Here is a 26,230-nt window from a genome sequence, read left to right on the forward strand (position 1 = left end):
ATGAAGAAAACCACCGGCCTCAATCGCGAAATCACATCCAAATGGCGGCCTGCCACACAGGCTGTGCGCGGCGGCACTTGGCGCAGCGAGCATGGCGAGACGTCGGAGGCGCTCTTCCTGACTTCCGGCTATACCTATGACGACGCCGAAACCGTCGCCGCGCGTTTTGCCGGCGAGCAGCAGGGCATGACCTATAGCCGTCTGCAAAACCCGACCGTGGCGATGGTCGAGGAGCGCATCGCGCTGATGGAAGGGGCTGAGGCTTGCCGGATGCAGGCGACGGGCATGGCGGCAATGACTACGGCCTTGCTGTGCCAGTTGAGTCAGGGCGACCATGTGGTGGCCGCACGCGCGGCCTTCGGGTCGTGCCGCTGGCTGACCGACAGTCTGCTCCCGCGCTGGGGCATCACCACCACGACGATCGATGCGCGCGACAATGACGCCTGGAAAGCGGCGATTCAACCCAACACAAAGGTCTTCTTCTTCGAAACCCCGGCCAACCCAACAATGGACATTGTCGACATGGCCTATGTCTGCGGGTTGGCAAAGGAGCATGGAATCACCACCGTGGTCGACAATGCCTTTGCCACCAGCGTTCTGCAGCGCCCGATGGATTTCGGCGCCGATGTGGTTGCCTATAGTGCAACCAAGCTGATGGACGGGCAAGGCAGGGTACTGGCCGGTGCAGTCTGCGGTTCGGAAAAGTGGATCAACGATGTGTTGCTGCCCTTCCAGCGCAACACCGGGCCCAATTGCTCACCCTTCAACGCATGGGTTGTTCACAAGGGATTAGAAACGCTAGAATTGCGTGCGATGCGCCAATCGGAAAATGCGCTGGCAGTGGGCAAATTCCTCGAAGGCCGCGTGCCCAAGATGCTGCATCCGGGACTTGCCAGTCACCCGCAGCACAATCTGGCGATGAGCCAGATGAAGGCTTGCGGGCCGATTTTCAGTTTCGTCCTTGATGGCGGGCGTAAACAGGCCATGTCCTTGCTCAATGCGCTTGAGTTGGTCGATATTTCTAACAATATCGGTGATAGCCGCAGTCTGTGTTGCCACCCCGCCTCGACCACCCATTACAGTGTCTCTGCCGAGCAGCGTGAAATCATGGGGGTTGAAGAAGGCATGCTGCGCATCAATATCGGGCTGGAAGATCCGCAAGATTTGATAGAAGATCTGGATCAGGCATTGCGGAAGGTTGGCCTTTGATTCTCGACGCGCTTTTTGACGAACATGCAACGACCGAGGGCGTAACCGTCCGCGTGGTCACCAATTTTCTTGATGAGCAGTCGAGCCCTGCGCAAAATCGCTGGTTCTGGTCTTACCATATCCGCATCGAAAACCATCGCGACGATCCCGTCCAGTTGCTGACGCGGCACTGGAAAATCACCGATGGCCATGGCGGGGTAAACCATGTCGATGGCGACGGCGTGGTGGGGGAGCAGCCCTTGCTCAAGCCCGATGGCAGCCATGACTATGTCTCGGGCTGCCCGCTGCCGACGCCGTCGGGTATTATGGAGGGGCATTACCGCTTCATCCGTGCCGATGGCTCGACCTTCCTCGTTGAAATCCCGCGTTTCAAGCTGGTCGCGCCTGCCACCGCCCGATGAAGCGCACGCACCTTCCCCTGAACGGTCTGCGCGTTTTTGACGCAGCAGCGCGGCATCTGAGCTTCACCAAGGCGGCTGATGAGCTTGCGGTGACGCCTGCGGCGGTCGGCCAGCAAATCCGTGCGTTGGAAGATATGCTCGGCGTCGTTCTGTTCCGACGCACACCCAAGGGGCTCGAACTGACACCCGAGGCTGATAAGGGTCTTGATGCCCTGCGCGCTGGTTTCCTGCAGTTTGAGGAATCGGTGCGGGCGATGCAATCCGGGCAGACTTCGAACTCGCTCACCATCGCCGCGCCGCGCGATTTTACGGCCAAATGGCTGACAGCTCGGCTGGCCAAATATGGCGCAAACAATCCCGATTTGCAGTTCACGCTGATTGCTGCAGATAGCGAGATCGACTTCACCGAAGCCAATCTCGACCTCGCCATTCGCCTGACCGACGGGCCGGGCGAGCATGAAGGCGTGCAGCTTGCGACGGGTGCCTTTGTATCGGTCGCGGCTCCCGATGGTGGGGCAGAAACGCCGATCGGATGGCCCGGCTGTCCGCTCGAAGAGGGCACGGCTGCGCTTCGCCTAGGAGATGCGGGATTGGCCATTGATGCCGCTGCAATCGGGCTGGGCAAAGCCTGCGTCCCACATTTGCTGGCGGAAGCAGATCTCGCTGCCGGACGAGTGCGCGCATTGGACAATGCTCAGGAACATCGCCTCGCTTACTGGCTGGTCGCACCCTTGCCGCAATGGCGGCAGAAAAAGGTCAAGGCGCTGGTCGAGGCGCTTACCGGTTGAATGGAGGATCGCATGCGAACCATCGGCTTGGCCTTACTCGCATGTACGATGTTCGTTGTCGCTTCGCCGGATGTAGCATTTGCAGCCAAAGTCGAGACATGCGCCCCGCTTGGAAAGAGTAAGGCAGCGCTTCAGGCGCTGAAAAGGGCCGGATGGCAGATTGATGACGAAGCCGAGCGCCACCGCTTTGTCCTTGCACTTGCGGATTGTAATGGCGCGCCCGATCCGGAAATTCGCGACGGCCTAGCATTCGAGGCGACACAGCATCTTCTGCGCAAAGGCCTTATCAACGACGCGACATTGGCGCAGCTTTCGGGCAAGCTGCAGGCGCAATTGGTCGAGCTCGATAAATCCGGATTCCGCCGATCATTCGCAGCGCTCAACCTCTCCGAAATCGCGCGCACCGATCGGGTGAAGGCGTGGATGACACCGGAACAACGGGCGCAAATGGTTACTGCAGCGGTCGACTATATGCGATCAATCAAGGATTATCGCGGCTTCGACAAGGTTGGCGGCTATCGCCACGCGGTTGCCCATACGGCGGACCTGATGATGCAGTTGGCGTTGAATCCGGCGGTCGACAAAGAGGATCTTGCCCGCATGCGCAATGCGATAGCGGTGCAGGTTGCGCCTGCGAGTGCAAGTTATATTACCGGTGAGCCGGAGCGACTGGCGCGCCCGATCCTGTTCATGGCGCAGCGCGGTGCTTTTACCGATCAGGAATGGACCCAGTGGCTTGCACAGTTTGCCGGTCCGGGCGCGCTGGGCAGTTGGGATAATGCATTCCAGTCCGAAGCAGGTCTGGCGCGGCGGCATAACGTGACGGCCTTCCTGTCCGCCATCTATGTCAATGCGCAAGCCAGTGGCGCGGATGCTCTGAAATCGCTGGCTGCTGGTGCGATGGAGGCGCTTAAAAAGCTGCCCTAATTGCCAGCTACGCTGTCAACAAGCCGGGTCATCAGTTGCGCAAATGCATTATTGTCGACTTCCTTCGCCGGATCATTCCAGCTTCCCGAAATCGCATACCATTCGCCAGCCTTGGATTGTGCCAGAAAACTCATTGAGATCACGCCGGGCTCTGACCCGCCCTTATATCCGAAATAGCGCCATTTACTTGCCGCGGCAGGGCCAACTCCGCTGTTGACCGCCATGATGTCGCGCGCGGTCTGGCTGTCGGTTCGGCGGAGATTATTGAGCAATAGGGCGGTATCTTTTGGGGAAGCGGACCATTCGATCGTGTCGATGGCGATCGGTCCCGAGCCAAGTTGCGACATGTCGATAGCGCCATAAGAAAGCGCGGTGCGCTCGTTGGTGAGCAATTCCCGCTGGTCCGCTTCGCTGGCTTTCTCGAAACGCTGGCGCAGCGCCGGATTGCTCTTCAGAGCAAAGGCTTCAACTGTCGTCAGCATCGGCAATGCCTTGTCTGGCGCACTATGCCCGATGGCTGCCAGCTTGCCCTCCACCGCATCGCGTCCGAGTTCGCGCATCAGCGCGTCGGTTGCCGCATTGTCGCTTACCGAGATCATCCATGTCGCCAACGTTTGCAGCGTCACCGGCGTATCGAGAGGCCAGTTTGTTGTGCCGGCGGAGCTGTGGTTGCGCACGCCCAACGGCACGACATCCGACCAGCGCCGTTGCCCGCCAGCCACCTGGCTCGCCAGTTCGGCAAGGACGTAGAGTTTGAAAGTGGAGCCGGTGGCGAACTGCTTATCGGCGTTGACTGCGTGTAACGTAGCGACGCCGTCATCACTCAGTTTCTGGACAACAAAGCCGCTGGAACCGGGAAGGGCGGTGAAGTCTGCCTTTATCTTCTCTATACTGTCACCCTTGACCTCAAAGCCCTTGGCGAGTAGCCCGGCAACCTTGAATGGCGACAAAGCTTCTGTTGTTATTTCGATAGTTGCAATAGATTTATCATATTCTACCTTAAGTATTGCATTGTTCGGCCCACTTCGTTCGACCGATGCGACAGCCAGGGCTTTGCCATATTGTTTCGCGAAACTCTCAGATATCGCCCTGATCTGATCAGGCGGAATGGCGGCAAGGAAGCTTGGCGTGAAATAGTCTTCAAGCGACATCTGCCCGTTGAGGACGGAAACCAATTGTTCGACTCGCAAGTCGAATAGTGTTGCCGGTGTTTTCTGCGTGGTTGCAGCAGCAGGTGCAGCGGCAACCGGCGTGGTACCAATGGCTAAAATCGCCAGCATAACCAGTTTCAATCGCATGATGTCCTCCTCCAGTGGGGGCGAAAGTTGTTGTTTCTATTGTCCGCTATTCGATCGGGCATAGTCAATCGCGTCGATCTTTCGCTGCAACCGACGGGCACCCCGCAGGTTAAGCAGCAAAATTCCGGTAAACACAATGACCGGAAAGCCAAGTTGCAGCAACAGTGAGAGCATAGTGACCTCGTCTTGTTCTTTCATCTCGCCGAATGAGAATAACAGGAACCCCGGAACAAAGGGGGCGACGTACCACCATCCCACAGATGCCAAAGCGTCGCGTTCGGTTGCCAGCCTTTGACGATAATGGTCGATGACGCTTTCGGTCGCGTCGGCAGACTGTGGCCGGGAGGTACGCATGTGCAATTGCCACATCACCAACGCCGCCGCTGCACAGGTCAACAGACTTCCTGCTTTCAAGAGCATCGACGGCAAAGTCAAAGCGTAGATACCGAAGATCAGGATAACCAAAAATCCAGCGACATATTCACGCATGTTGCGCTTGCCGATAGTGTTTGAAAACTGCTCTGCACGGGCATGGATTGCTTCAAGCGGCATGAGCTCTAATTCGGATTGAGCAGCTTGCCACGCGGATTTGAGATTGGTTTCGGTCATACTTCCTCTCCGCCTACCTTGAATTGTCGGGCCAGTAGCGATTTGAATCGACTGATCTTGGTTGCGACTGTCGCAGAGGCAACACCGGCCACTTCGGCGATTTCGGCACCACTCAAATCCTCCAGATACAAAAGCATGATTTGCCGATCTGGAGGATGCAGCGCGTCAACGATCTTGCGGATGGCGGTCAAGGCCCGCTGCTCGCCAACAATGGTTTCAGGATTGGGATCAACAGATTCGAATTCGAAATCTTCGATATTGCAATGGCGACTGGCGGCAATGCGCTTCTGGTGCATCATATGCGTCGTCGCGCGGTTATGCGCTACGCGGTACACCCAGGTTTTTAGCGAGCAGTCGCCTTTATAGGCGGCAAAACTGCGCCACAATGCGATTTGAATGTCCTGGGCAAGGTCAACTTTTCGTTCCGCATTGGCTTCGTAGGCATTGACAATTCGTCCCAGGGCAGCGCCGAATTGTGCAGTTGCTTGCGCAAACAGCCTGTCCTGATCTTCCTGCGCCTGCGCCACGCCAATTCCCTGTGCTACGTTGATGTAGCTATTAGTCCAAGGATCGAATGCTTTCTTACAGGAGCCGAGAAAAAATCCGTTCCTCAGGCGTCGATGGCGGCTTCATCCACCGTTGTCGCATGTTCCTGAATGAAGCGGAAGCGGGCTTCGGGGCTTTTGCCCATCAGCTGTTCGACCCGTTCCTTCACCGCGACCTGTTTCTGATATTCGTGCGGTAGAGTGATGCGGATCAACGATCGGGTTTTGGGATCCATTGTCGTCTCGCGCAGCTGGCCCGGGTTCATCTCGCCCAGCCCCTTGAAGCGGCCGACTTCGACCTTCTTGCCCTTGAACTGGGTAGCTTCCAGTTCGGCACGGTGCGCGTCGTCCTGCGCATAGGCACTCTGGTTGCCGCTGGTCAGGCGGTAGAGCGGCGGGCGGGCGAGGTAGAGATGGCCGCGCTCGACGATGGCGGGCATTTCCTGAAAGAAAAAAGTCATCAGCAGCGTCGCGATATGCGCACCGTCGACATCGGCGTCAGTCATGATGATGATGCGGTCGTAGCGCAGATTGTCGGGGTCGCAATCCTTGCGCGTGCCACAGCCTAAGGCGAGACCGAGATCTGCGATTTCTGCATTGGCACGAATCTTGTCATTGGTGGCCGAGGCGACGTTGAGGATTTTGCCGCGAATGGGCAGGATCGCCTGCGTCTTGCGATCGCGCGCCTGTTTGGCGCTGCCGCCGGCGCTGTCGCCTTCGACGATGAAGAGTTCGGTGCCGTTGGGATCATCCGACGCACAATCGGTCAGTTTGCCCGGCAGGCGGACCTTCTTGCCGCTGGTCGCGGTCTTGCGCTTCACTTCGCGTTCGGCCTTGCGCTTCAGCCGGTCCTCAACCTTTTCGAGGATGAAGCCCAGCATCGCCTTGCCGCGCTCCATATTGTCGGTGAGGAAATGGTCGAAATGGTCGCGCACCGCATTCTCGACGAGCCGCGCGGCTTCAGGGCTGGTCAGCCGGTCCTTGGTCTGGCTCTGGAATTGCGGGTTACGGATGAAGACCGAAAGCATCAGTTCGGCTTCATTGAAAATATCGTCAGCGGTGATCTGCGCCGCTTTCTTATTGCCCACCAGCTCGCCAAAGGCACGCAGGCCTTTAGTCAGCGCGGCGCGAACACCCGCTTCATGCGTGCCGCCATCGGGAGTCGGGATGGTGTTGCAGTACCAGCTATAGCTGCCGTCCGAATAAAGCGGCCAAGCCACGGCCCATTCGACGCGGCCCTGATCGTCCGGAAATGTCTGGTTGCCGTGGAAGAATTCGCTGGTGACGCAATTGCGCGCACCCAATTGTTCTTTCAAATGATCGGCAAGCCCGCCGGGGAACTGGAACACCGCCTCTTGCGGCACGTCCTCGCTCGCCAGTTCGGGGTCACATTTCCAACGGATCTCTACACCTGCAAAGAGATAGGCCTTTGATCGCGCGAGTTTGAAAAGACGCGCGGGCTTGAACTTTGCGTCAGCGCCGAAAATTTCCGCATCGGGCGTAAAGGCAATCGTTGTGCCGCGTCGGTTGGGGGTCGGGCCCAGTTCTTCGAGCCCGCCCAGTGCTGCCCCACATGAAAAGCGCTGGCGGTAAAGCTGCTTGTTGCGTGCCACTTCGACGACGGTGTCGGTCGACAATGCGTTGACTACCGAGACGCCCACACCGTGCAGGCCGCCCGACGTGGCATAGGCCTTGCCCTCAAACTTGCCACCCGAATGGAGCGTGGTCATGATGACTTCGAGTGCAGACTTGCCGGGAAATTTCGGGTGCGGATCAACCGGAATGCCGCGGCCATTGTCGCTGATCGTCAGTCGGTTATTCAACCCCAGCGTGATTTCGATCCGGTTCGCATGCCCCGCAACTGCCTCGTCCATGCTGTTGTCGAGCACTTCGGCGGCAAGGTGGTGCAGCGCGCGCTCGTCGGTGCCGCCAATATACATGCCGGGACGGCGGCGAACAGGCTCAAGCCCCTCGAGAACCTCGATCGCCGAAGCATCATAACCGCCAGATTCAGAACCAGCGGGCATCGCGCCGCCGAACAGGTCTTCACTCATGCGGGCTGCTATAGGCGCGGCGGAGTCTTCCGCGCAACTGCAACACCGCGTTCGGCTGTGGAAATCGGCGAAGTCAGGCTTTTATCGGCGGTGCCGCCAATATGGCGAAGCTCCCCGTCGCCAGCGCGACCAGCTTTCCGGCTTGTTCGATCCTTGACGTGAGGTGCGCGATGCTGCGGCCCTTATTGTCGATCTGCGTCACACAATGGATTTCACCACTGTCGACAGGACGGAAATAACTAATTTTGATTTCGATTGTCGCGCAAGCCTGACCGGCACCGAGTGTCGGGTAGAGTGCGGCACCCATCCCGGTATCCGCCATCGCGTAGATAACAGCACCATGCACTACGCCGTGCGGGTTCATATACTTATGTTCGGCGGTGAGGGTTGCTGTGCTGCCGCCCTTGCCGTCAGGGGTGACGGCAAGATCTATCAGGTCAGCAAAGGGATGTGGGCGACTGGCCACGCGGCCCAGCTATCAGCGCCGGCTATCAGCGGACGCGCGGGCCGCCAAAGGGCATCGGCGGCGGCGCGCGGCGGACGCCACGCGGCAATTGTGCCTGGTAGGCACGGCCGCAATGTTCGACGCAATAAGGGAAGCCGGGGTTCACCGCTTCGCCGCAGAAATGGAAATCGGGTTCGCCCGGATGACCCATCGGCCAGCGACAGACTTTCTCGTTCAGATCGAGCAGGCTGGTCTTGTCGGCGATTTCGGGGCTCGGCTTGGCCGGAACCAGACGGCGCGGCGGGGCAGGGGGGATCGGTGCCTGCTGGTCGCCGGGGCCCTGGCGCATGAAGCCGCCGGGTCCGATCGAGACGATCTTGGGCATGTCGGTACGCGGCTGCGGGACGCTGGGGGTCGCATAGGTCGGGATAACCCGCTCGGTCGGTGCGGAAGATGTGGCCGCCGCACGCGGCGCTGCTGCTTTTTCAACCGGCTTTGCCTTGGGCTTGGGCGCTGGCTTGGCTTCGCCGTCATTGGCCTTCACCGGCGACGGGCGTGATTTGAGACCAAGGCGGTGCGCTTTGCCGATAACAGCGTTACGGCTCACGCCACCCAATTCGTCAGCAATCTGGCTGGCGGTCAGGCCCTTTTCCCACATGGTTTTCAGGCGGTCGATCCGTTCGTCGGTCCAGGACATCGAAAACTCCAAACATTCTGCCAAGCAGCGTGAACGCGGCGCTTGTTGCAATTAGATATAAAAGCGCCTTGCCGCGCAAGGGGCAAGCCGATAGTCGATTGTGCGATGACTATCCAGAACAATTCAATCGACCCTGTCTCATCTAGTGCGACACAGGCCGAAATTCAACCCGAACCGTCGGTCCGTTTGATCCGCACAGTCAACTGGATCGGCCTGAAAACGCTGTATCTGAAAGAAGTGCGCCGCTTCATGAAGGTGCAGTTGCAGACCATCTGGGCACCCGCGATCACGACGCTTTTGTATCTGATTATCTTCACCGTCGCACTGGGCGGCGTGAAGCCTTCGGTGCTGGGCGTGCCCTTTGCCGATTTCATCGCGCCGGGGCTGATCATCATGGGAATGATGCAGAATAGTTTTGCCAATAGCAGCTTCTCTTTGCTGGTGGGCAAGATCCAAGGGACGATCGTCGACTATCTGATGCCGCCCTTGTCGAACCTCGAATTGCTGATCGCGATGGTCGGGGCGGCGGTGACCCGTGCGATTATGGTGGGCTTTGCGGTCTGGCTGGCGATGGCGCTATGGCCTGGGGTGGGGGTTACCCCTGCCCATTATGGGGCGGTGATCTGGTTCGGCCTGATGGGATCGACATTGCTCGCCCTCATCGGTGTAATCACTTCGATCTGGGCTGAGAAATTCGACCATGCAGCGGCGATTGCTAATTTCGTTGTCGCGCCTGCTGCCTTGCTGTCGGGTACATTCTACTCGGTCGACAAGCTTTCACCCGCATTTCAGGCAGTCAGCCATGCCAACCCGTTTTTCTATGCAATTTCGGGCTTCCGCTATGGCTTTATCGGCACGGCTGACAGCCCGGTGTTGTTTGGCGGTCTGTTGCTGCTTGGCATCAATCTGGTTCTTGGCATTATCGCCTATGCATTGCTCCGCTCGGGCTGGAAGCTGCGGAGCTAGCAAATGTCCGACATCATCCTGTTCGATTATTGGCGTTCCTCCGCCAGTTACCGCGTTCGCATTGCGCTGAACCTGAAGGGCGTGGCCTATACCGCCGTTCCCACCAACCTGCTCGATGCCTCGCATAAGAAACCAGACTATGTCGCGCGCAACCCGCAGGGGTTTGTGCCGATGCTGTCGATCGACGGGCATGATCTGACGCAGAGTCTGGCGATTATCGACTATCTCGATGCCAAATATCCCGATCCGCCGATGGTATCCTCTGACCCGGCAAAGCGCGCGAAGACGCTGGCGCAGGCGCTGGTGATCGCGGCGGATATCCACCCGCTGAATAATCTGCGCGTGCTGGGGCGGCTGAAGTCGCAATTTGGTGCGGATGATACCGCAGTGGCGGAATGGTATCGCCATTGGATAGTCGAGGGTTTCATGGCGCTGGAGGCGATGGCACCCGAGACCGGCCTGTTTGGCGGCACGCAGCCCAACCTCGCCGATGTCTGCCTTGTCCCGCAAATGGCCAATGCAAGGCGGTTTGATACACCGCTGCAGGGTTTTCCCAAGCTGGTGCGGATTGATACTGCGCTGCGGGGGATAGAGGCCTTTGCCAAGGCGGCACCGGAGGCGGTGAAGCCGGAATGAAACATATATTGCCGCTACTGTCGCTGCCACTGGTGGCGCTGACGCAGCCTGCTTATGCGCAGACATGCGATGCAGAGTGCGAGGAATTGGACAGGATCGAGCGAGATCTGGTTCATTATGGGCGCAGGATCGAGCGGCCTGCCGATTTTCCCGTTTCCATCATTTCAGCGGATGACCTCATCGTGGTAACTGGCGGCTTGCCGAACCCGAAAAGCGACATCACCGAAGATTCCGCTACCGTCAGACTGCCTCAATTGCCGGGCGAACGGCTTGAAAATGCACTGCTTGCGGTCAATGGTCTCCAGCAGTTCCGGCGCTCCGATGCGCGCTCTGCCAATCCGACCAGTCAAGGCGTCACATTGCGCGGATTGGGCGGCAATGCGTCGTCGCGCGCACTCTTGTTTCTTGATGATGTGCCGCAGGCTGACCCCTTCGGTGGCTGGGTCAGCTGGCCCGGTTATGATGCGCTCAATCTTGCGAGTATTCGCGTCCGCAAAGGCGGAGGCCAACCCAGCGCCGGGCCCGGTGCGCTTGCGGGCGTGATCGAACTCGATAGCGTTCAAAATCGCGAGGCCGCCAGTCTGGCGCTTGCTTATGGCAGCCGCAACAGCATCGACGGCAAGGCGAACTATTCGGGCAAGCTCGGCGGTGGATCGGTTACGGCAGCGGCAAGCTATGCGCGTGGTGACGGCTTCATCCCGATCCTGGCCAGCCAGCGTGGATCGGTTGATCGCCGTGCACCTTATGAACAGGCAGGCCTGTCGTTGCGCGGCGTGGCGCCGCTCAATGCTTCGATCGAGTTGCAGGCGAATCTGCGTGCATTCACCGACACGCGCGATCGCGGGGTCGATTTCAGCGATAACAGCAATAGCGGCGTAGACGCCAGCCTGCGGTTGGTCGATCGACCTGGCGATTGGCAATGGTCGGCGACTGGCTATGTGCAGGTTCGCGAGTTTTCCTCAGAGTTTGGCGCGATTGCGGCCAATCGCAACAGTGTAACCCAAACGCTGGACCAATTTGCAACGCCGTCGACCGGGCTGGGCGCGCGCTTTGAGGTGCGTCCTCCCGTGGGAGAACAAATTGAATTGCGCCTCGGCGGTGAATGGCGGCGGACGAGCGGGGAGGTGCGAGAGTTTTTCACCTATGTCGCGGGCGCTCCCACGCGCTTCCGAACCGCAGGGGGGCAGACCGACAGCTATGGCGGCTTTGCCGAATGGAGTTATCAGCCTAGCGATACACTCACGCTGTCCGCGGGCGGCAGGCTTGATCGCTGGACCATCACTGACGGCTTTCGGCGAGAGGTCAATATTGGCGGCACAGTCCGTTCCGATGACCGCTTCGCCGACCGCAGCGGCACCGAATGGACCGGGCGGGCAGGTTTTGGCTGGGATTTTGCTGATGGCTTCACCCTGCGCGGCGCGGCCTATCGCGCTTGGCGCCTGCCAACGCTGAACGAGCTATATCGTCCTTTCCGTGTCGGTGCTGATGCCACTGCTGCCAATGAAAATCTTCAGCCCGAAACGGTCGAGGGGTTCGATGCGGGGCTGGCTTATACCAATGGTAGCGTCGATTTTGGAATCACGCTTTTCCGCAACCGGCTGAATGACGCCATCGCCAATGTCACTTTGGGGCAGGGGCCAGGCAACTTCCCCGGGGTCGGTTTTGTTGCGGCAGGCGGCACCTATCGGCAACGGCAAAATCTCGACGCGATCGTTTCCAGGGGGATTGAAGCGGACGCACGGTTTGACCTGACTGAACAGTTCGCGCTGAAACTTGGCTACGCTTTTGTCGATGCCGAAGTGCGCGGATCGGGGCCTTCGGCGGCGCTGGACGGGTTCCGTCCCGCACAGGTGCCTCGTCATTTTGGCAATGCCACTTTGGCCTATGCCGCCGATAAGGTCTCTGCGTCGTCCACTTTGCGTTATGTCGGCGCGCAATTTGAAGATGACGCCAATGTGCGCGCTCTTGATGACGTGCTAACTCTCGATCTCGATCTGGGGTTCGAACTTGGCGACGGATTGCGCCTGCAAATGCGCGGCGAAAATCTGTTCGATGCAAGGGTGGAGGCGGCGGTTTCGGGTAGCGGCATCATCGAACGCGCAAACCCCCGCACCCTTTGGCTTGGCGCAAGCTGGAAATTTGATTAGCGTCGGGTCATGTCGCAACGCAAACTGACCCTTGGCGAATTCCTGCCCTATCAGCTTTCGATTACCTCGAACGCGGTAAGCGACCTGATTTCGCGCAGCTATCGCGGGCGGTTTGGTCTCAAAATCCCCGAATGGCGCGTGATGGCGGTGCTCGGCGAACGCGGTAGCGCAACACAGCGCGAACTGGTCGCGGCGACGCAGATGGACAAGGTTACGGTCAATCGTGCCTCCAAAGCACTCGATGATCGGGGGCTGATCGGGCGGGCGCCGAATGAAACCGATGGCCGTTCGCACCACCTTGCGCTGACCGCGGTGGGCAAGGAGCTTTACGATCAGATCGTCCCGCTCGCGCTTTCGGTGGAGACCGAGATCGAGGGCATATTGGGCAATGAAGAGGCAGCGCAGCTCGCCGAACTGCTCGCTAAACTCCGCGCCCGGGTAAGTGAGATGGAGCGCAAGGCGGACTGACCGCGCCACGGGATGCGCGCTTGCGCAAATTGGTTTCAATTGATACTATATGCCAGATTCGGGATCCCCGAACATAGCTCAGTTATCTCTGGATGAATTCTCCATGCCCGATCTCTTTGAAAACCCTCTAGGCCTTGATGGCTTTGAATTTGTCGAGTTTTGTGCGCCCGAAAAAGGCATCCTCGAACCTGTCTTCGAATGCATGGGCTTCACCCGCGTAGCCCAGCATCGCTCGAAGGATGTGCATCTCTGGCGGCAGGGGGAGATAAATCTGATCGCCAATTACGAACCGCGCAGCCCCGCCGCCTATTTCGCCGCAGAACATGGCCCCAGCGCCTGCGGCATGGCCTTCCGCGTCAAGGATGCGGCCAAGGCGTATAAAGAAGCGATCGAGCGTGGTGCCGAACCGGTCGAAAGCAAGACCGGCGTGATGGAACTGCGTATTCCCGCGATCAAGGGGATCGGCGGTGCGTTCATCTATCTGGTCGATCGCTATGCGACGCTCGAAAATCCTGATGCGTTGTCGATTTACGATATCGACTTCGTCTTTTTGCCGGGTGTCGAGCACTTCCCTGTCGGCGCAGGTTTCAAGTCGATCGATCACCTGACGCACAATGTCTATGGTGGTCGCATGGCGCATTGGGCGGCTTGGTATGAGCGGATTTTCAACTTCCGCGAAATCCGCTATTTCGACATCAAGGGCGAATATACCGGCCTTACTTCAAAGGCGATGACTGCACCCGATGGCAAAATCCGCATTCCGCTCAACGAAGAGGGCAAAGCCGGCGGTGGGCAGATCGAAGAATATCTGCGCGCTTATAATGGTGAAGGCATCCAGCATATTGCGCTGATCTGTGACGATCTGGTTGCCTGCTGGGACAATCTCAAGAAACTTGGCGTGACTTTCATGACCCCGCCGCCTGACACTTATTATGCCATGCTTAGTGAGAGACTCCCCGGTCACGGCGAACCTGTCGATGCGCTCAAATCGCGCGGCATCTTGCTCGATGGAACTACTGAAGGCGGCACACCCCGTTTGCTGCTCCAAATTTTTGCACAGCCCGAAATCGGCCCCGTCTTCTTCGAATTCATCCAGCGTCGCGGCGATGAAGGCTTTGGCGAAGGAAATTTCAAAGCGCTGTTCGAAAGCATCGAGCGCGACCAGATCGAACGCGGTGTATTGGAGGTGACCGAATGACCGTTCCATTCAAAACCGATAGGATCCACCACGTCGCCTATCGCTGCAAAGATGCGAAGGAGACGGTGGAGTGGTATGCCCGCGTGCTGGGTTTCACCTACACCACGGCCTTTGCCGAGGACCATGTACCGTCGACCGGCGAATATGATCCCTACATGCACATCTTCCTTGAGTGCGGCGGCGGCAATGTCCTCGCCTTTTTTGAACTGCCCAATCAGCCCGAAATGGGCCGCGATGAAAAGACCCCGGCCTGGGTTCAGCATCTGGCGTTCAAGGTTGCCGATTTCGATACGCTGAAGGCGGCGAAGGCGCATATTGAGGCGCTGGGTATCGATGTGATTGGCCCGACCTATCACGGCATCTTCCGCTCTATCTATTTCTTCGACCCCAATGGCCACCGGCTCGAACTGGCCTGTGATATCGGCACTCAGGAACAATATGCAGAGCTGAAGCGCGTAGCCCCGATGATGCTTGATGATTGGAGCAAAACAAAGACCGCACCGCGCCACGCCGAATGGCTGCACAAGGAACCGATCGAAGCGTCCGAATAAAAGTGCGGTCAGGTGGTTTCGTTAGCGGCGCGCCCGACCTTGGGCGTCTCGGTCTTGGGCATGCGCGCCTCAAGCGCATCGAGCCAGACACGCGCCTTATCGCCGACGAAGATTTGCGGGTCGGAGGGAACCAGCCCGCGACCGGCCTCCCACAACAGGATCAACGAACGCGCCTCGTCATTAGCCTGTTCCAGGCTCTGCGGTTTGCGGAGCGCGGTGTTGATCAAGGCATCACCAAAGAAAGTCCAGTCGTTACCGGGGTTGCAACCGAACGAGGTTCGCTGCGACGAAGCTGCGGTGATGACCACAGACTGATCGCCGTTGAGTGCTGGCACGAAAACGCCGGAAAAGCAGGCAGACAGGATGATGAGACGACGCTCGATGCCCAGATCATCGAGCAATTTCGCCAGTCGCTTGGGCGCGATCATACCGACCGCATTGTTCCCATCACGATAGACCAGCCCCAATCTGGGGTCTCCATGTGTTGTCGCAAAGAGGACAAGAACATCCTCCTTCACATTCATCTTCGCAGCGACCGCAGCCAGCGCTGTGGCCAGATTGGGTGGCGAACCCTGCGGGGTTCCAACGGTTTCGTTGCCCGCACCTGCGGCGAGAAAAATCGATCGTCCGGTGGCACCATAGCGCCGCGCCAGCACTTTCTGCGCTTCACCCGCTTCGCGGCCAAATACAGGGTCGGAATCGAGCCCGATCGAGACTATATAAGCATCGATGATGCCTTGCCTTTGGGGCTGAAGCGTGCCGAGAGCGGAAGACAGACGGCGATGCTGCGCATAGTGCCAGCCCGCACTGCGGTTCTGCTCCATCGACCAGCCATTTTCCGCCGCCTCGCGGTTGTTGAAACCAACCTGACTGGTCGAAGGACCGGCCATTGCAGTTGCAACAAGAAGTGCGGCGGAGAGCGTTTTCCATCGCATAGCCACTGTCTCTCCAACTTCGCTAATCTAGGCAGGATATTGCGATTGCCGCAAGCCCGTAATCCAGCCATGATGAAACACCAAAACAGGATGCCCTTATGAAATTAGCTTCACTGAAATCCGGTCGCGACGGGAAACTGGTGGCCGTGTCGAATGACCTCGCTTGGTATGCCGATGCCAGCCATATCTGCCCTACGATGCAGGCCGCGCTTGATAATTGGGAACGTATCGCGCCCAAGCTCGACGCGCTGGCAACCGATCTTGAACATGACGTAATCCCAAAAGAGCGCTTTCACGAGCATGATGCCGCATCACCCTTACCGCGTGCATATCAATGGGCCGATGGTTCTGCCTATGTGAACCATGTCGCGCTTGTAAGGCAGGCACGCGGTGCGGAGATGCCGGAGAGTTTTTGGCACGATCCGCTGATGTATCAGGGCGGATCGGATGGTTTCCTCGGCCCGCGCGATGATATTCCGCTGGGCGATGTTGCCTGGGGTTGCGACATGGAAGCGGAAGTTGTGGTCGTCACAGGTGACGTGCCGATGGGCGTAAGCGCAGGTGAGGCGAGGGACTATATCCGCCTTGTCGGCTTAACCAACGACGTGTCGCTGCGTGGCCTCATTCCTGAAGAATTGGCCAAGGGCTTCGGCTTTTTCCAGTCCAAACCTGCGAGTGCCTTTTCACCGGTGTTCGTCACGCCTGCGGCGCTTGGTAGCCGCTGGGATGGAGGCAAGCTTCACGGTGCGCTGTGCGTCGACTTGAATGGTCAGCCATTGGGCCGCGCCGATGCGGGTATCGACATGACGTTCGATTTCGGTCAGCTCATCGCCCATGCCGCCAAGACGCGAAACCTGACGGCGGGTACGATCATCGGCTCGGGCACGGTTTCTAATCGTGATGCCGATGGCGGCCCTGGCAAGCCGATCGGGGAGGGTGGTCTGGGCTATAGCTGCCTGGCCGAGGTCCGGACGATCGAGACTATCCAGCGCGGAAAGCCCGATACTCCCTTCATGAAACCGGGCGACACGGTTCGTATCTGGATGGAGGATGCGAAGCACCACCCGATATTTGGGGTTATCGAGCAGCAGGTGGTTGTGGCCTGAAAGAAAAAAGGCGGGAAGTAACTCCCGCCTTTCTTCTTTGTCTGTTTGCGCCGTTTAGCGTTTCGAGAATGCATCGCCGATCGAGCAAGCTGCCGGGCCAAGGATCACGATGAACAGCGTCGGCAGGATGAAAAGGATCAGCGGTACCGTCATGATCGCTGGCAGACGAGCTGCTTTTTCTTCAGCACGCATCATGCGCTCGTTACGGAATTCTGCCGAGAGCACACGCAGAGCTGAGGCCAAAGGCGTACCATATTTCTCGGTTTGAATCATAGTTGTCACCACGCCCTTTACCGAGTCGAGATCGACACGATAGGCAAGGTTTTCGAAAGCCATGCGGCGTTCGGTCAAGAAACCCAGTTCAATTGCGGTGAGTGCAAATTCATCGCCCAGTTCGGGAAAACCGCGGCCGAGTTCCTTGGCCACGCGGTTAAAGGCAGAGTCAACTGTCAAACCTGCTTCGGCGCAGATGACGAGCAAGTCGAGCGCGTCGGGAAGGCCCTTGCGAATGGCATCTGTGCGCTTCTGGATAAGGTTGCCGAGATAAATATCGGCAGCCTTATAACCGAAAATGGTCATAGCCGCGAATGCGCCAAACCGCTTGAACGTAGTCCAGTCGGCCAAGCCACCCATGCCGTAAATCCACAATGCAGCACCGCCGCCGAGTAGAACCGGTCCAATCAACCGGCTGAAGATGACAACCACGGCAAGTTCTTTGCGGCGGATGCCGGCTTGTGCCAGCTTTTGCTGCGCCACCTTGATCTGATCGTCCTGAAGAACCTGCAGCGACAGCAGGAACTGGCGCATACGATCGGTTGTTTCGGTATTGCGAACAAGTTTGGCGCGCTTTTTCGCGGTGGATGCCGAGATACCGGCCTTCAACTGCTCGCGGCGCTCATTCAGTGCCTTGACGCGCTTCGCCATCGGGTCGCGAACCGTAACCGCGGCGTAAATTGCCATGATGACCGCAAGACTGGCGACAAGCGTCAGCAGCGTAGCAATCCAATAGACGTCGACACCCATGATTGAGGGACCTGGAGGTGCGGGGCTATTCATAAATCCGTTTCCTGACCCTTAGATTTCAAAGCTGACCATTTTGGCCATGATGGCGACACCGATACCCATCCAGATCAAGCCGATCCCGCCTGCTATCATCAGCCGCGTTTCGACAAAAAAGCCGCCGAGATAGCCGGGGTTAACAGACCATACGAGCCCGAAGACGACAAATGGCAGCGAACCAACGATATAGGCAGACGCCTTGGATTCCGAGGACATTGCGCGAATCTTGAGCTTCATTTGCGCACGTTTGCGCAACACATCTGCCAGATTCGAAAGTGTTTCGGCCAAGTTGCCGCCGGTTTCACGCTGGATGGCGAGTGTGATGACGAAGAACTGGAATTCGGGCGTGCCCAAGCGGTCAGCCGTGTCCTGAAGCGCATCTTCCATGGTTTTGCCGATTTTGATCTTTTCGACGACCATTTTGAATTCTTCGCCTACGGGACCGGGAATTTCGCGTGCAACTACACCCAGGGTTTCGCCGACAGGCAAACCCGATTTAAGACCACGCACCAGCAGCTCGATTGCTTCCGGAAATTTGGTGGTGAAATCGGTAACCCGTTTCTTGATAAGAAAACCGACGGTAAAATGGGGAACTGCCAGCGCGAGAAAAGTCGATACGCCAAGGGCGAGAACCAAAGGCGCTCCGCGGAGCATCAGCAAGCCGACGCCAACAACGAATATTCCGCCCATTGCAGAGAAATATTGCTTGATCGTCCATTTCTTGCCGGTCTGCTGCAAGCGCAAGCGCAACCGGTCCTTAACAGACATCTTCGTGCCGGCCGTAAATGTAACAGGTCGGCGCGAAGCAACCGCTTTGCGCATCTGCTGTTCGAGTTTGACGTCGACCGAATCCGAATGGCGCATCTTCACGGCACCAAGGCGACGATTGACTGCCTTGCCGGTTGCCGGCCCCATTACCGCGAATGCGATCAGACCGAGAGAGAGCAAAGCACCGAAAATGAGCACCAGATTGTTCATGCCATACCGCCAAACTGTGTCGGAGTGGCTATCCGGAAATGGATAGCCCTCTCGTTATTTTGCGCTTATTTCTTTGCGAGCAGCGATTTGAAGCCGCTCATCATCGATTTCTTCGGCGCACCTTTTGCTTCTTCAACCGCTTCGATAGCCGCACCAGACGAATTAATGAGTTCGACAAGCGAAACGATTCCCGTCGAAACCTTGCTGGAACGCATCGCATCCACAACCGGCTTACCCAGTTTGGCAGACTGTGCTGTCGCTTTGGGATCATAAGGGATCAAAAGATCGATCTTGCGTTCGATTGAACTTTCAAAATCCTTGCGCGAAATCTCCAGTCCACCGGCTTGGGCCTTGTTGGCAACCACGATGGTCTGGCAGGATGGTGCGTTGGATTTCAGCCAAGCGAGCAGGCGAATTGCATCACGTGCCGAAGCTAGCGTCAGTTCACAGACCACAACAGCGACATTTACGTCAGCCAGCAAATGCGGATACGCGATCAGCATATTGCGCGGAAGGTCGATGACCGTGTTCTCGAACGCGGCGCGAAACTCTTCCTGTAGCTGGAAGAATGCCGAGCCGTCAGTCAGGATCGGACTGTTGATAGGTGCCTCGGCCGACAGGATCGACAGCTTGTCATTTGCCTTGATCATCGCACGCTCGATGAAAAGACCATCGATGCGGCTGGGATTGTCGATGGCGTCAGTCAATCCGCGACCGGGTTCCAGATCAAGCGCGAGTGCGCCCGTTCCGAAATGCACGTCGAGATCGAGAAAGCCGGTAAGATGGCTCATCCGCTCCGAAAGCAACCATGCAATCGACGTTGCGATCGTGGAGGCACCGACACCGCCGCGCGTACCGATAATCGCTGTCGAAAGATGCGGATGATCTTTGACGCCGTCATCATTTTTCGGGGCATTCAGGATCATTTGGGCATGCGTTACCGCATCGCGCAAAGCATCCGGACTGACCGGCTTCAGCAGATAGTCCTGCAAACCGGACATCATCAGGTCGCGGTACAAACGAACATCGTTCACCTGACCCATGGCGATCACGACGGTGCCCGGCTCGCAAACCTCAGCCAATCCATTGATATCGTTGATGGGATCGCCCGATTCCGAAAGATCGACCAGCAGAACCTGCGGGCTTGCCGAAACCGACAGTGATTGCACAGCATTGCGCAAACCGCCCTTGAAGGCTTTTTCTTGCGGCCAGCCCATTTCGTCGCACACGGTACGAACGACTTCGAGCGTCAGATCGTCACAGACATAGGCTGTGAATGGATCACGCGTGCCGGCATGGGCACCAGTCCAGGGAGCGTTCATCAGTTCGTGCCTCCAGCTTTCTTGCGCGAACCACCACGGCTGTTTTCCGGGGTGGATTCACGACCGCGCACCAGGTCTTCAGGATCGGCGACCATTGCCGCCAGATTGCTGTTGGTGGCGCAGCCGTAATTGGGATGATTTGCCGAATTGAAGTTTGACTCCGTGGTCTTCGACCAGTTCGGACAATTGGGTACGCTGGCCGTTGAGCGCGTCACAACGACGCGAACGGTGCCGGGTACTACCGCACCAGTTGTTACCGGTGCAGTTTCGCTAAGCAGCATACCATATTTGGCGGCCAGATCGGAAACGGTCTGCTTGGCTGAAGCCGAAGTGTAGCCATCTCCGAAGTCGAGCGCGACACGGTCACCAAAGCCCAGCTTCATCGCCGAAAACCATTCCGAAATGCGGTTTTCTTCGAATGGCGAAATGCCGCTTCCACCGTCAACGTTGACGTCGAGCGCATAGTTGGTGCGCTGAACGACCGGCTGGTTGGTGGAATACATTGATGTATTCGCACCCATCGAACCGCAGCTGGCGAGAGTGAATGCTAATGAGGCAGTCAGGATAATTTTTGCACGCATTGCTATGTTCCTCTCGTCAATCAGTTGAAGCTGAAACCAGGGGCCGAATTCGCATCAGCAGCACCGGCGTTCTTGGCTTGTTTTTTGCTGACCGAAGGTGCCGCCTCGCTCACCGATCCAAAATCGGGACCGGTAGCTTCGGGGGCAACTGTCGGCATCGGTCGCTCTGCTTTGCCTGCATCCGAACCAATGGTCTTGTTCAACAGGACACGCTCCAGATCGGTAGGCGTTGTCAAACCATCAGTAGGCAATTTGATTTCGGCTTCCGAAACGGGCTTCACCAGATAGGGCGTAACAACGATTACCAGTTCGGTTTCGTTGCGCTTCCAGCCATTCGATTTGAACAGCGCGCCCAATACTGGAACGTCGCCCAGGCCTGGATATTTGTCGACGGAGCTGCTGGCCGCATTGGACAGCAGGCCGGCAATCATGAAGCTTTGGCCTGAGCCAAGTTCAACGGTCGTTTCCGCCATACGGGTGGTGATTGCCGGAATTTCCGTGCCAGCTATACGTACGGCACCCTGCGACGAGATGTCCGAAACTTCTGGGCGAACGCGCAGAAGAATACGGCCGTCGGCCTGCACGGTTGGCGTGTAACGCAGACTGACACCAAAGTCGCGGAACTGGACAGTCACCGCTCCAAAATTGTCAGCTACAGGGATCGGAAACTGCCCGCCGGCCAGGAATTCAGCCGTTTCACCAGAGATTGTTGTCAGATTGGGCTGCGCCAGGGTCGATGACAAACCGCTACGCTCGGCAAAGTCGAAAGCAGCACCCACATCGAGTCCGAACAATCGTCCCGCAATGTTGAGTGCGTTGTTGCCGGTGTTTTTGAAGGTAAAGGTTGTCCCGACATCGGTCAGGAACTGGCCGGTCTGAGGGTTGAACGGCAGACGCAGGCCGCAGTCAGTCGGCAGACCGAATGCAGTACATGCATTGATGACCGGTAAACCCGAACCCAAAGCGGTATTGCTGATATCAACAGCATCACGGCCGCGTCCAACACCGAACAGGAAGTTGTTGCCGTCATTGTCGCGGGTCTTGAAGTTCGAAGCGATTTCCTTGGCCAGCGAGCGGCTGACTTCGGCAATCCGGACCTGCAGGTTAACCTGCATTGGAACAGCCGTTTTCAGGCGGCTGATGACCTTGGTCTGGTCGCCGACAAATGCCTGGACCAGCTGTTCTGCTTCGGTGACGTCTTCGGGTTGCGCAACCGTTCCCGTCAGCAAGACGACACCGTTCATTGTGGTCGTTTTGATGTCGGCTTCAGGCATGGCGAGCAGCAACATCTGGTCAACTGAGTCAAGATTGTTACCAACCCGTACCGTTGCCGAATAAATGGTGCGACCATTACCATCGGTTGCGTAAACCGTAGTCTCACCGGGACCCTTGGCGAAAATGTAAAGCTGCTTGGGGCTGCGGACATCGACGTCAACCACATTGGGGTTGGCAACCACGACGTCGCTGACACCTGTGGGCAGATTAACCTGTTCGCCGCGACCGATTGAGAGAACCATCAGCTTACCTGTCGGCTTCGCGCTGGTGGCGTCCGTGCGTGCCGGGGCCGCACTTAGCGGTGCACCGATGGTAGCAGCCAGAAAGATCGCGGCAGAACCGGATTTCAATATGTTCTTGATAGTCATGGCGATTACCTCCGGTCCACGTTGACTTCTTCGACAGCACCGCCTCGCGAGACGCGAACCACACTGCCACGACGGACTTTTTCGATTTGCTTTTCAACCCGGACCGCTTCAGTTGCGATCTGTACCGGGGTTGTTGCGGGTATGCTGGTGCGCTGGAAGCGGGAAACATCACCACCTGTGGCGTAAGAGCTGGGCCCGGCGGTCGGCTGTTTGGTGACCGATGCCAAGATCTTCTCTTCTTCCTCAGGTGTCGCGCCATTGGGCAATTTGACAGATCCTGAAGCAAGTGCCTGTTCCAGTTCGGCGGCATTGTCAGCCAGCGAGCGGAGCGAAAGGCTGAGTGTGCCAATGGTCTGCGCAACTGCAATCTTTTCCGCAATGCGCGGAGTTACCTCAATCGTCACCAACTTATACTTGGACGGGACCTGGTTGCCCTTGTCGTCCAATGTGGGCGAAGAACGTTGATCGGTTGCCAACACGCGCAGGTTGCGGATGATGGTTTCGGAAACCTTGAGCGGCTGGCCGGATGCGCCGCCAGCAACATTCTGGGTCAGGACGAGGTCGACCCGGTCACCCGGAAAGACAAAGCCTGAAACACCGGTCAGTGCGGAAACGGGGACAGACACGGCGCGCATGCCGGGGCCAAGCGCCGCCGCAAGGAAACCGCGATCACCCGGGGCGACAATCGACCCCTGCGTGATTGGCTGTCCTGCGGTAATTGGGGTGCGTACGACCGTACCTACCAAAGTCTCGCTTTGATCGCCTTCGCCATCTTTCTTCATGAAATAGGCTTCTTCGATCAGCTCGGCGGGCCAGGGCTGATACCGGATGGAGTCAGCCGTGATGATTGTGCCGACAGGAAGGGCGCGCGTTGCTACCATAACCTGAGGTCCCGTCGGGACCGGCTTCTGTGCGACAGCATTGGGCGAAGCCCCTCCGCCGGTAAACATGCTGCGTGCCATGAAGGCAGTGACGGCGGCTATCATTAGCGCGCAGACCAGCAATATGACTTTTTTCCTGTCCATGACGAATAAGCTCCTGAACGGTCCCCTGAATGAGACAGCTAATCACCCAAAATGGTTAAAAAAATGTTCACCTGCATTCCAAAGACCTGCCAGTGAAATTGCCACGCCATAGGGAATTCGCGGCTGCCCAGGGGCTTTGCGAATTTTGTGCGTGACGATGAAAGCTATGGTTACCAAGGCGCCCAAAAGGCTCGCATGGAAGATGAAGCGGAATGCGATCAGTGGCGGAAACCACAGCACGACCGCGGCGAACAATTTCACATCGCCACCACCCATCATCCCAAAGCGGAAAAACACGGCAAACAGTGCGAAAGTGAGAAAACCGGCCGCCAGATAATAGCCAATCTGCGGCCAGCCAAAGGTGCCATTCGCGTACCAGAAAATCGGTGCGGCAAGCGCAATCGCAGCGGTCACTTTGTTGTAAATAAGCCGGTGCTTGATGTCTGAATAAATCGAGATCAGCAGGCCAATTGCCAAGCCGCCGAGCAGCGCGTAAGCGAGGATAGGTTGGTCCATAATGACCAAGTCTTAACCTTAAGAGCTTTCCAAAAAGTAACCATGTCCAAAGCCAAAAGTGAATTTAACCGGCGTGCGATTCCGGAAGTCGCACGCGAAACGCACTGGATTGCACCGGACGGTTGGCGAATTCGCCGGATCGACTGGCCTTTAAGGGATGATTCTGGTGCGGGTGCCGCGGAACCACGCGGATCGCTGCTTTTCCTGCCGGGCCGGGGCGATCATTATGAGAAATATCTCGAAACGCTGCAGCATTTTGCCGATACCGGTTGGCGAGTAACCGCTATCGACTGGCGCGGGCAGGGTGGTTCCGGGAGGCTGCTTCCTGATGCCCATGTCGGGCATATTGACGATTTTTCGACCTGGATTGCTGATTTGGGGGCTTTCTGGGCGGAATGGAAGTCGAATAATCCAGCTCCCCACGTTATCGTTGCGCATTCTATGGGGGGGCATTTGGTGATGCGCGCCCTGGTCGAAGGGGCCGTCGATCCGCAAGCTGTCGCACTTTCGGCGCCTATGCTGGGAATATCGACCCAGGGGCTACCCTATGCCGCACATCATGCGGTTGCACGCATATTGAGCGCTTTGGGTGATCCGACTCGTGCGGCCTGGAAAGAAGGCGAAAAGCCGATGTCCCCGCTCAACGTGCGCGGCAAGCTTTTGACCCATGATCCCGAACGCTATGCCGACGAAATCTATTGGTGGGGTGCTCGTCCGGAGGTGCGTCTTGGCCCACCGAGCTGGCACTGGGTAGAGCGGGCAATCGCCTCTACCCGCGCCCTGAACGAACCCGGCATTCTCGAAAAGGTCTCCACGCCGATATTGTTGATGGCCACCACAGCTGACAAGTTGGTCGATCCAAAGCGCATAGTTCGCGACGCAAAGCGGTTGCCGCATTCCGAATTACTGCTGTTCGGTGCAGAAGCCGCGCACGAACTGCTGCGCGAGACTGATCCGGTTCGTGACCGCTGTGTTGCGGCAATAGACACTTTCTTTGCCACGCACGCGCCAACCGTATGAGTGTTTATGATGTCGCGATCATTGGAGCAGGAATAGCGGGCGCAAGCCTGGCCGCGATGCTGCCCGCTGAAATGCGGGTCATCCTGCTCGAAGCAGAGAATCATCCCGGTGTGCATTCGACAGGTCGATCCGCGGCATTTTGGAGCGAAACCTATGGCGGCCCGTCCATCCAGCCGCTGACGTCGGCATCCAAGGCATTTCTCGAAGCGCCCCCGTCCGGCTTTTCCGAAACCGGATTCCTGTCACCACGCGGTGCGCTGCATCTTGGCACATCTTCTGATGCGGCTTCCGCCAATGCCATGTTGTCAGAATTTTCGGGGTCGCCGGTGCGACTGGATCAACTGATCGATGCTGACATCGACAAATTTGTAACTGGCCGGAAACCCGGATGGAATGTCGCTTTGTGGGAACCGGACTGCTGCGACATCGATGTCGGCAGCCTTCATGGCAAATATCTGGCGCAGGCGGGCCGACATGGTGTTGATCTGGCTTGCCGTTCGCGGGTGCACTTGTTGCAATGGCGACAGGGGCGATGGCTGGTCGAAACGCACACCGGATCATTCGAAGCCCGATTGTTGGTCAATGCCGCCGGTGCGTGGGCAGACGAAATTGCCTTGCTGGCAGGTGTAAGCGCGGCGGGTATCCAGCCCTATCGAAGGACAATCGTGCAATTGGCCGTCAATCCGCCTGCGGTTGTAACGCTTCCGCTGGTGGTTGGCCTTGATGGCAGCTTCTACTTCAAACCCGAAGCGGGCGGAAAATTATGGCTCAGCCCGCATGATGAAATTGCGACGCCGCCATGCGATGCAGCCCCGGAAGAGATCGACGTTGCGACGGCCATCGCCCGATTTGAGGAAGTGGTTGATTGGCAAATAGTCAAGCTGGAACGTAAATGGGCGGGCTTGCGAAGTTTTGCACCAGACCGGCTGCCGGTTATCGGCAGGGATCCTGCAAATGAAAATTTCTTCTGGCTGGCCGGGCAGGGGGGATTTGGGATCCAGACCGCTCCCGCTGTGGCAGAGCTTTCTGTGGCCTTGATTAGCGGAAGAAAAACCAAGATTTCAGCAGCTAATCCAAAAGCTTACGCGCCTGACCGTTTCAGCTGA

General features: G+C 57.7%; 27 protein-coding genes. 13 read left to right on the forward strand and 14 right to left on the reverse strand.

All coding sequences use genetic code 11. The annotated features are described in order from the left end of the window. The 4 genes from DXH95_RS03385 to DXH95_RS03400 are packed head-to-tail and all read left to right on the forward strand — an operon-like array spanning nt 1 to nt 3,325. Entirely contained in the window at nt 1-1,209 is a 1,209-nt protein-coding gene (locus tag DXH95_RS03385) for a trans-sulfuration enzyme family protein (protein WP_115549372.1), read from the forward strand. Beyond that, nucleotides 1,209-1,610 carry a Co2+/Mg2+ efflux protein ApaG gene (gene apaG, locus DXH95_RS03390; protein ID WP_115549373.1) on the forward strand — a complete coding sequence of 134 codons (402 nt, stop codon included), beginning with the start codon at nt 1,209-1,211 and terminating at the stop codon, nt 1,608-1,610. The genes DXH95_RS03385 and apaG overlap by 1 nt, the downstream gene beginning before the upstream one ends. After that, nucleotides 1,607-2,398 (forward strand): LysR family transcriptional regulator, encoded by a 792-nt coding sequence (locus tag DXH95_RS03395; protein ID WP_115548032.1) that lies wholly within the window; start codon nt 1,607-1,609, stop codon nt 2,396-2,398. The genes apaG and DXH95_RS03395 overlap by 4 nt, the downstream gene beginning before the upstream one ends. A gap of 12 nt (nt 2,399-2,410) precedes the next feature. Continuing rightward, nucleotides 2,411-3,325 carry a DUF2785 domain-containing protein gene (locus DXH95_RS03400; RefSeq protein ID WP_181883554.1) on the forward strand — a complete coding sequence of 305 codons (915 nt, stop codon included), beginning with the start codon at nt 2,411-2,413 and terminating at the stop codon, nt 3,323-3,325. On the opposite strand, the gene DXH95_RS03405 is transcribed toward DXH95_RS03400, so the two are convergent. From DXH95_RS03405 to DXH95_RS03430, 6 genes are all read right to left on the reverse strand, one after another. Then, nucleotides 3,322-4,623: a serine hydrolase gene (locus tag DXH95_RS03405; protein ID WP_115548034.1), complete on the reverse strand. Its 1,302-nt coding sequence runs from the start codon at nt 4,621-4,623 to the stop codon at nt 3,322-3,324. The two genes, DXH95_RS03400 and DXH95_RS03405, sit on opposite strands and share 4 nt — an antisense overlap. 36 nt (nt 4,624-4,659) lie before the next feature. Next, nucleotides 4,660-5,232, reverse strand: a complete 573-nt coding sequence (locus tag DXH95_RS03410) for a hypothetical protein (protein ID WP_115548035.1) — start codon at nt 5,230-5,232, stop codon at nt 4,660-4,662. Then, a complete protein-coding gene (locus DXH95_RS03415) occupies nt 5,229-5,759 on the reverse strand; it encodes an RNA polymerase sigma factor (protein WP_181883555.1) in 531 nt (176 codons plus the stop codon). Before DXH95_RS03415 ends, DXH95_RS03410 begins: the two co-directional genes overlap by 4 nt. Nucleotides 5,760-5,842: 83 nt before the next feature. Then, on the reverse strand, nt 5,843-7,831 hold the full coding sequence (gene parE, locus DXH95_RS03420; protein WP_115548037.1) for a DNA topoisomerase IV subunit B: 1,989 nt from the start codon (nt 7,829-7,831) through the stop codon (nt 5,843-5,845). A gap of 73 nt (nt 7,832-7,904) precedes the next feature. Continuing rightward, nucleotides 7,905-8,297, reverse strand: coding sequence for a PaaI family thioesterase (locus DXH95_RS03425; RefSeq protein ID WP_181883556.1), 393 nt, complete (start codon nt 8,295-8,297; stop codon nt 7,905-7,907). Nucleotides 8,298-8,322: 25 nt separating this feature from the next. Then, a complete protein-coding gene (locus tag DXH95_RS03430; RefSeq protein WP_115549374.1) occupies nt 8,323-8,973 on the reverse strand; it encodes a GcrA family cell cycle regulator in 651 nt (216 codons plus the stop codon). A gap of 105 nt (nt 8,974-9,078) precedes the next feature. Here DXH95_RS03430 and DXH95_RS03435 point away from each other — a divergent pair, with 105 nt between their 5' ends. The 6 genes from DXH95_RS03435 to DXH95_RS03460 all read left to right on the forward strand — a co-directional run bounded on the left by DXH95_RS03435 (nt 9,079) and on the right by DXH95_RS03460 (nt 14,939). Beyond that, nucleotides 9,079-9,939: an ABC transporter permease gene (locus DXH95_RS03435; protein WP_115548039.1), complete on the forward strand. Its 861-nt coding sequence runs from the start codon at nt 9,079-9,081 to the stop codon at nt 9,937-9,939. A 3-nt stretch (nt 9,940-9,942) separates the two neighbouring features. Continuing rightward, nucleotides 9,943-10,575: a maleylacetoacetate isomerase gene (gene maiA, locus DXH95_RS03440; RefSeq protein ID WP_115548040.1), complete on the forward strand. Its 633-nt coding sequence runs from the start codon at nt 9,943-9,945 to the stop codon at nt 10,573-10,575. Then, complete coding sequence (locus DXH95_RS03445) at nt 10,572-12,722, forward strand: TonB-dependent receptor (protein ID WP_115548041.1); 2,151 nt, start codon at nt 10,572-10,574, stop codon at nt 12,720-12,722. Before maiA ends, DXH95_RS03445 begins: the two co-directional genes overlap by 4 nt. A 9-nt stretch (nt 12,723-12,731) precedes the next feature. Beyond that, nucleotides 12,732-13,190: a MarR family winged helix-turn-helix transcriptional regulator gene (locus DXH95_RS03450; RefSeq protein ID WP_115548042.1), complete on the forward strand. Its 459-nt coding sequence runs from the start codon at nt 12,732-12,734 to the stop codon at nt 13,188-13,190. Between the two features lie 103 nt (nt 13,191-13,293). Further along, nucleotides 13,294-14,388 (forward strand): 4-hydroxyphenylpyruvate dioxygenase, encoded by a 1,095-nt coding sequence (gene hppD / locus DXH95_RS03455; protein WP_115548043.1) that lies wholly within the window; start codon nt 13,294-13,296, stop codon nt 14,386-14,388. After that, nucleotides 14,385-14,939: a VOC family protein gene (locus DXH95_RS03460; RefSeq protein WP_115548044.1), complete on the forward strand. Its 555-nt coding sequence runs from the start codon at nt 14,385-14,387 to the stop codon at nt 14,937-14,939. The genes hppD and DXH95_RS03460 overlap by 4 nt, the downstream gene beginning before the upstream one ends. Before the next feature lie 8 nt (nt 14,940-14,947). On the opposite strand, the gene DXH95_RS03465 is transcribed toward DXH95_RS03460, so the two are convergent. Further along, complete coding sequence (locus DXH95_RS03465) at nt 14,948-15,874, reverse strand: C13 family peptidase (RefSeq protein WP_115548045.1); 927 nt, start codon at nt 15,872-15,874, stop codon at nt 14,948-14,950. Nucleotides 15,875-15,972: 98 nt separating this feature from the next. Here DXH95_RS03465 and DXH95_RS03470 point away from each other — a divergent pair, with 98 nt between their 5' ends. After that, nucleotides 15,973-16,980, forward strand: a complete 1,008-nt coding sequence (locus DXH95_RS03470) for a fumarylacetoacetate hydrolase family protein (protein WP_115548046.1) — start codon at nt 15,973-15,975, stop codon at nt 16,978-16,980. Between the two features lie 54 nt (nt 16,981-17,034). Here the strand turns inward: DXH95_RS03470 and DXH95_RS03475 are convergent, their stop codons facing one another. The 7 genes from DXH95_RS03475 to DXH95_RS03505 form a co-directional block, all read right to left on the reverse strand. Continuing rightward, a complete protein-coding gene (locus tag DXH95_RS03475; RefSeq protein ID WP_181883557.1) occupies nt 17,035-18,036 on the reverse strand; it encodes a type II secretion system F family protein in 1,002 nt (333 codons plus the stop codon). 18 nt (nt 18,037-18,054) lie between these two features. Then, on the reverse strand, nt 18,055-19,017 hold the full coding sequence (locus tag DXH95_RS03480) for a type II secretion system F family protein (protein WP_115548048.1): 963 nt from the start codon (nt 19,015-19,017) through the stop codon (nt 18,055-18,057). Nucleotides 19,018-19,082: 65 nt separating this feature from the next. After that, nucleotides 19,083-20,339, reverse strand: coding sequence for a pilus assembly protein CpaE (locus tag DXH95_RS03485; RefSeq protein WP_115548049.1), 1,257 nt, complete (start codon nt 20,337-20,339; stop codon nt 19,083-19,085). After that, a complete protein-coding gene (locus DXH95_RS03490; RefSeq protein WP_115548050.1) occupies nt 20,339-20,920 on the reverse strand; it encodes a CpaD family pilus assembly protein in 582 nt (193 codons plus the stop codon). Before DXH95_RS03490 ends, DXH95_RS03485 begins: the two co-directional genes overlap by 1 nt. A 20-nt stretch (nt 20,921-20,940) precedes the next feature. After that, nucleotides 20,941-22,563, reverse strand: coding sequence for a type II and III secretion system protein family protein (locus DXH95_RS03495; RefSeq protein WP_115548051.1), 1,623 nt, complete (start codon nt 22,561-22,563; stop codon nt 20,941-20,943). Nucleotides 22,564-22,568: 5 nt separating this feature from the next. Further along, nucleotides 22,569-23,588: a Flp pilus assembly protein CpaB gene (gene cpaB / locus DXH95_RS03500; protein ID WP_115548052.1), complete on the reverse strand. Its 1,020-nt coding sequence runs from the start codon at nt 23,586-23,588 to the stop codon at nt 22,569-22,571. Between the two features lie 42 nt (nt 23,589-23,630). Continuing rightward, on the reverse strand, nt 23,631-24,104 hold the full coding sequence (locus tag DXH95_RS03505; protein WP_115548053.1) for an A24 family peptidase: 474 nt from the start codon (nt 24,102-24,104) through the stop codon (nt 23,631-23,633). 42 nt (nt 24,105-24,146) lie between these two features. Here DXH95_RS03505 and DXH95_RS03510 point away from each other — a divergent pair, with 42 nt between their 5' ends. Together DXH95_RS03510 and DXH95_RS03515 are read left to right on the forward strand one after the other, a co-directional pair. Further along, a complete protein-coding gene (locus tag DXH95_RS03510; protein ID WP_115548054.1) occupies nt 24,147-25,124 on the forward strand; it encodes an alpha/beta fold hydrolase in 978 nt (325 codons plus the stop codon). Next, nucleotides 25,121-26,230: an NAD(P)/FAD-dependent oxidoreductase gene (locus DXH95_RS03515; RefSeq protein WP_115548055.1), complete on the forward strand. Its 1,110-nt coding sequence runs from the start codon at nt 25,121-25,123 to the stop codon at nt 26,228-26,230. The genes DXH95_RS03510 and DXH95_RS03515 overlap by 4 nt, the downstream gene beginning before the upstream one ends.

It is taken from the genome of Sphingorhabdus pulchriflava (genome assembly GCF_003367235.1).
In the GTDB taxonomy this organism is placed as follows: domain Bacteria; phylum Pseudomonadota; class Alphaproteobacteria; order Sphingomonadales; family Sphingomonadaceae; genus Sphingorhabdus_B; species Sphingorhabdus_B pulchriflava.

Excerpts from the sequence above, each read along its gene's own strand:
- DXH95_RS03385 (WP_115549372.1), top strand. The coding sequence starts at position 1 with ATGAAGAAAACCACCGGCCTCAATCGCGAAATCACATCCAAATGGCGG.
- DXH95_RS03395 (WP_115548032.1), top strand. The coding sequence starts at position 1,607 with ATGAAGCGCACGCACCTTCCCCTGAACGGTCTGCGCGTTTTTGACGCA.
- DXH95_RS03400 (WP_181883554.1), top strand. The coding sequence starts at position 2,411 with ATGCGAACCATCGGCTTGGCCTTACTCGCATGTACGATGTTCGTTGTC.
- DXH95_RS03405 (WP_115548034.1), bottom strand. The coding sequence starts at position 4,623 with ATGCGATTGAAACTGGTTATGCTGGCGATTTTAGCCATTGGTACCACG.
- DXH95_RS03410 (WP_115548035.1), bottom strand. The coding sequence starts at position 5,232 with ATGACCGAAACCAATCTCAAATCCGCGTGGCAAGCTGCTCAATCCGAA.
- parE (WP_115548037.1), bottom strand. The coding sequence starts at position 7,831 with ATGAGTGAAGACCTGTTCGGCGGCGCGATGCCCGCTGGTTCTGAATCT.
- DXH95_RS03430 (WP_115549374.1), bottom strand. The coding sequence starts at position 8,973 with ATGTCCTGGACCGACGAACGGATCGACCGCCTGAAAACCATGTGGGAA.
- DXH95_RS03435 (WP_115548039.1), top strand. The coding sequence starts at position 9,079 with ATGACTATCCAGAACAATTCAATCGACCCTGTCTCATCTAGTGCGACA.
- maiA (WP_115548040.1), top strand. The coding sequence starts at position 9,943 with ATGTCCGACATCATCCTGTTCGATTATTGGCGTTCCTCCGCCAGTTAC.
- DXH95_RS03445 (WP_115548041.1), top strand. The coding sequence starts at position 10,572 with ATGAAACATATATTGCCGCTACTGTCGCTGCCACTGGTGGCGCTGACG.
- DXH95_RS03450 (WP_115548042.1), top strand. The coding sequence starts at position 12,732 with ATGTCGCAACGCAAACTGACCCTTGGCGAATTCCTGCCCTATCAGCTT.
- hppD (WP_115548043.1), top strand. The coding sequence starts at position 13,294 with ATGCCCGATCTCTTTGAAAACCCTCTAGGCCTTGATGGCTTTGAATTT.
- DXH95_RS03460 (WP_115548044.1), top strand. The coding sequence starts at position 14,385 with ATGACCGTTCCATTCAAAACCGATAGGATCCACCACGTCGCCTATCGC.
- DXH95_RS03465 (WP_115548045.1), bottom strand. The coding sequence starts at position 15,874 with ATGCGATGGAAAACGCTCTCCGCCGCACTTCTTGTTGCAACTGCAATG.
- DXH95_RS03470 (WP_115548046.1), top strand. The coding sequence starts at position 15,973 with ATGAAATTAGCTTCACTGAAATCCGGTCGCGACGGGAAACTGGTGGCC.
- DXH95_RS03475 (WP_181883557.1), bottom strand. The coding sequence starts at position 18,036 with ATGAATAGCCCCGCACCTCCAGGTCCCTCAATCATGGGTGTCGACGTC.
- DXH95_RS03480 (WP_115548048.1), bottom strand. The coding sequence starts at position 19,017 with ATGAACAATCTGGTGCTCATTTTCGGTGCTTTGCTCTCTCTCGGTCTG.
- DXH95_RS03485 (WP_115548049.1), bottom strand. The coding sequence starts at position 20,339 with ATGAACGCTCCCTGGACTGGTGCCCATGCCGGCACGCGTGATCCATTC.
- DXH95_RS03490 (WP_115548050.1), bottom strand. The coding sequence starts at position 20,920 with ATGCGTGCAAAAATTATCCTGACTGCCTCATTAGCATTCACTCTCGCC.
- DXH95_RS03495 (WP_115548051.1), bottom strand. The coding sequence starts at position 22,563 with ATGACTATCAAGAACATATTGAAATCCGGTTCTGCCGCGATCTTTCTG.
- cpaB (WP_115548052.1), bottom strand. The coding sequence starts at position 23,588 with ATGGACAGGAAAAAAGTCATATTGCTGGTCTGCGCGCTAATGATAGCC.
- DXH95_RS03505 (WP_115548053.1), bottom strand. The coding sequence starts at position 24,104 with ATGGACCAACCTATCCTCGCTTACGCGCTGCTCGGCGGCTTGGCAATT.
- DXH95_RS03510 (WP_115548054.1), top strand. The coding sequence starts at position 24,147 with ATGTCCAAAGCCAAAAGTGAATTTAACCGGCGTGCGATTCCGGAAGTC.
- DXH95_RS03515 (WP_115548055.1), top strand. The coding sequence starts at position 25,121 with ATGAGTGTTTATGATGTCGCGATCATTGGAGCAGGAATAGCGGGCGCA.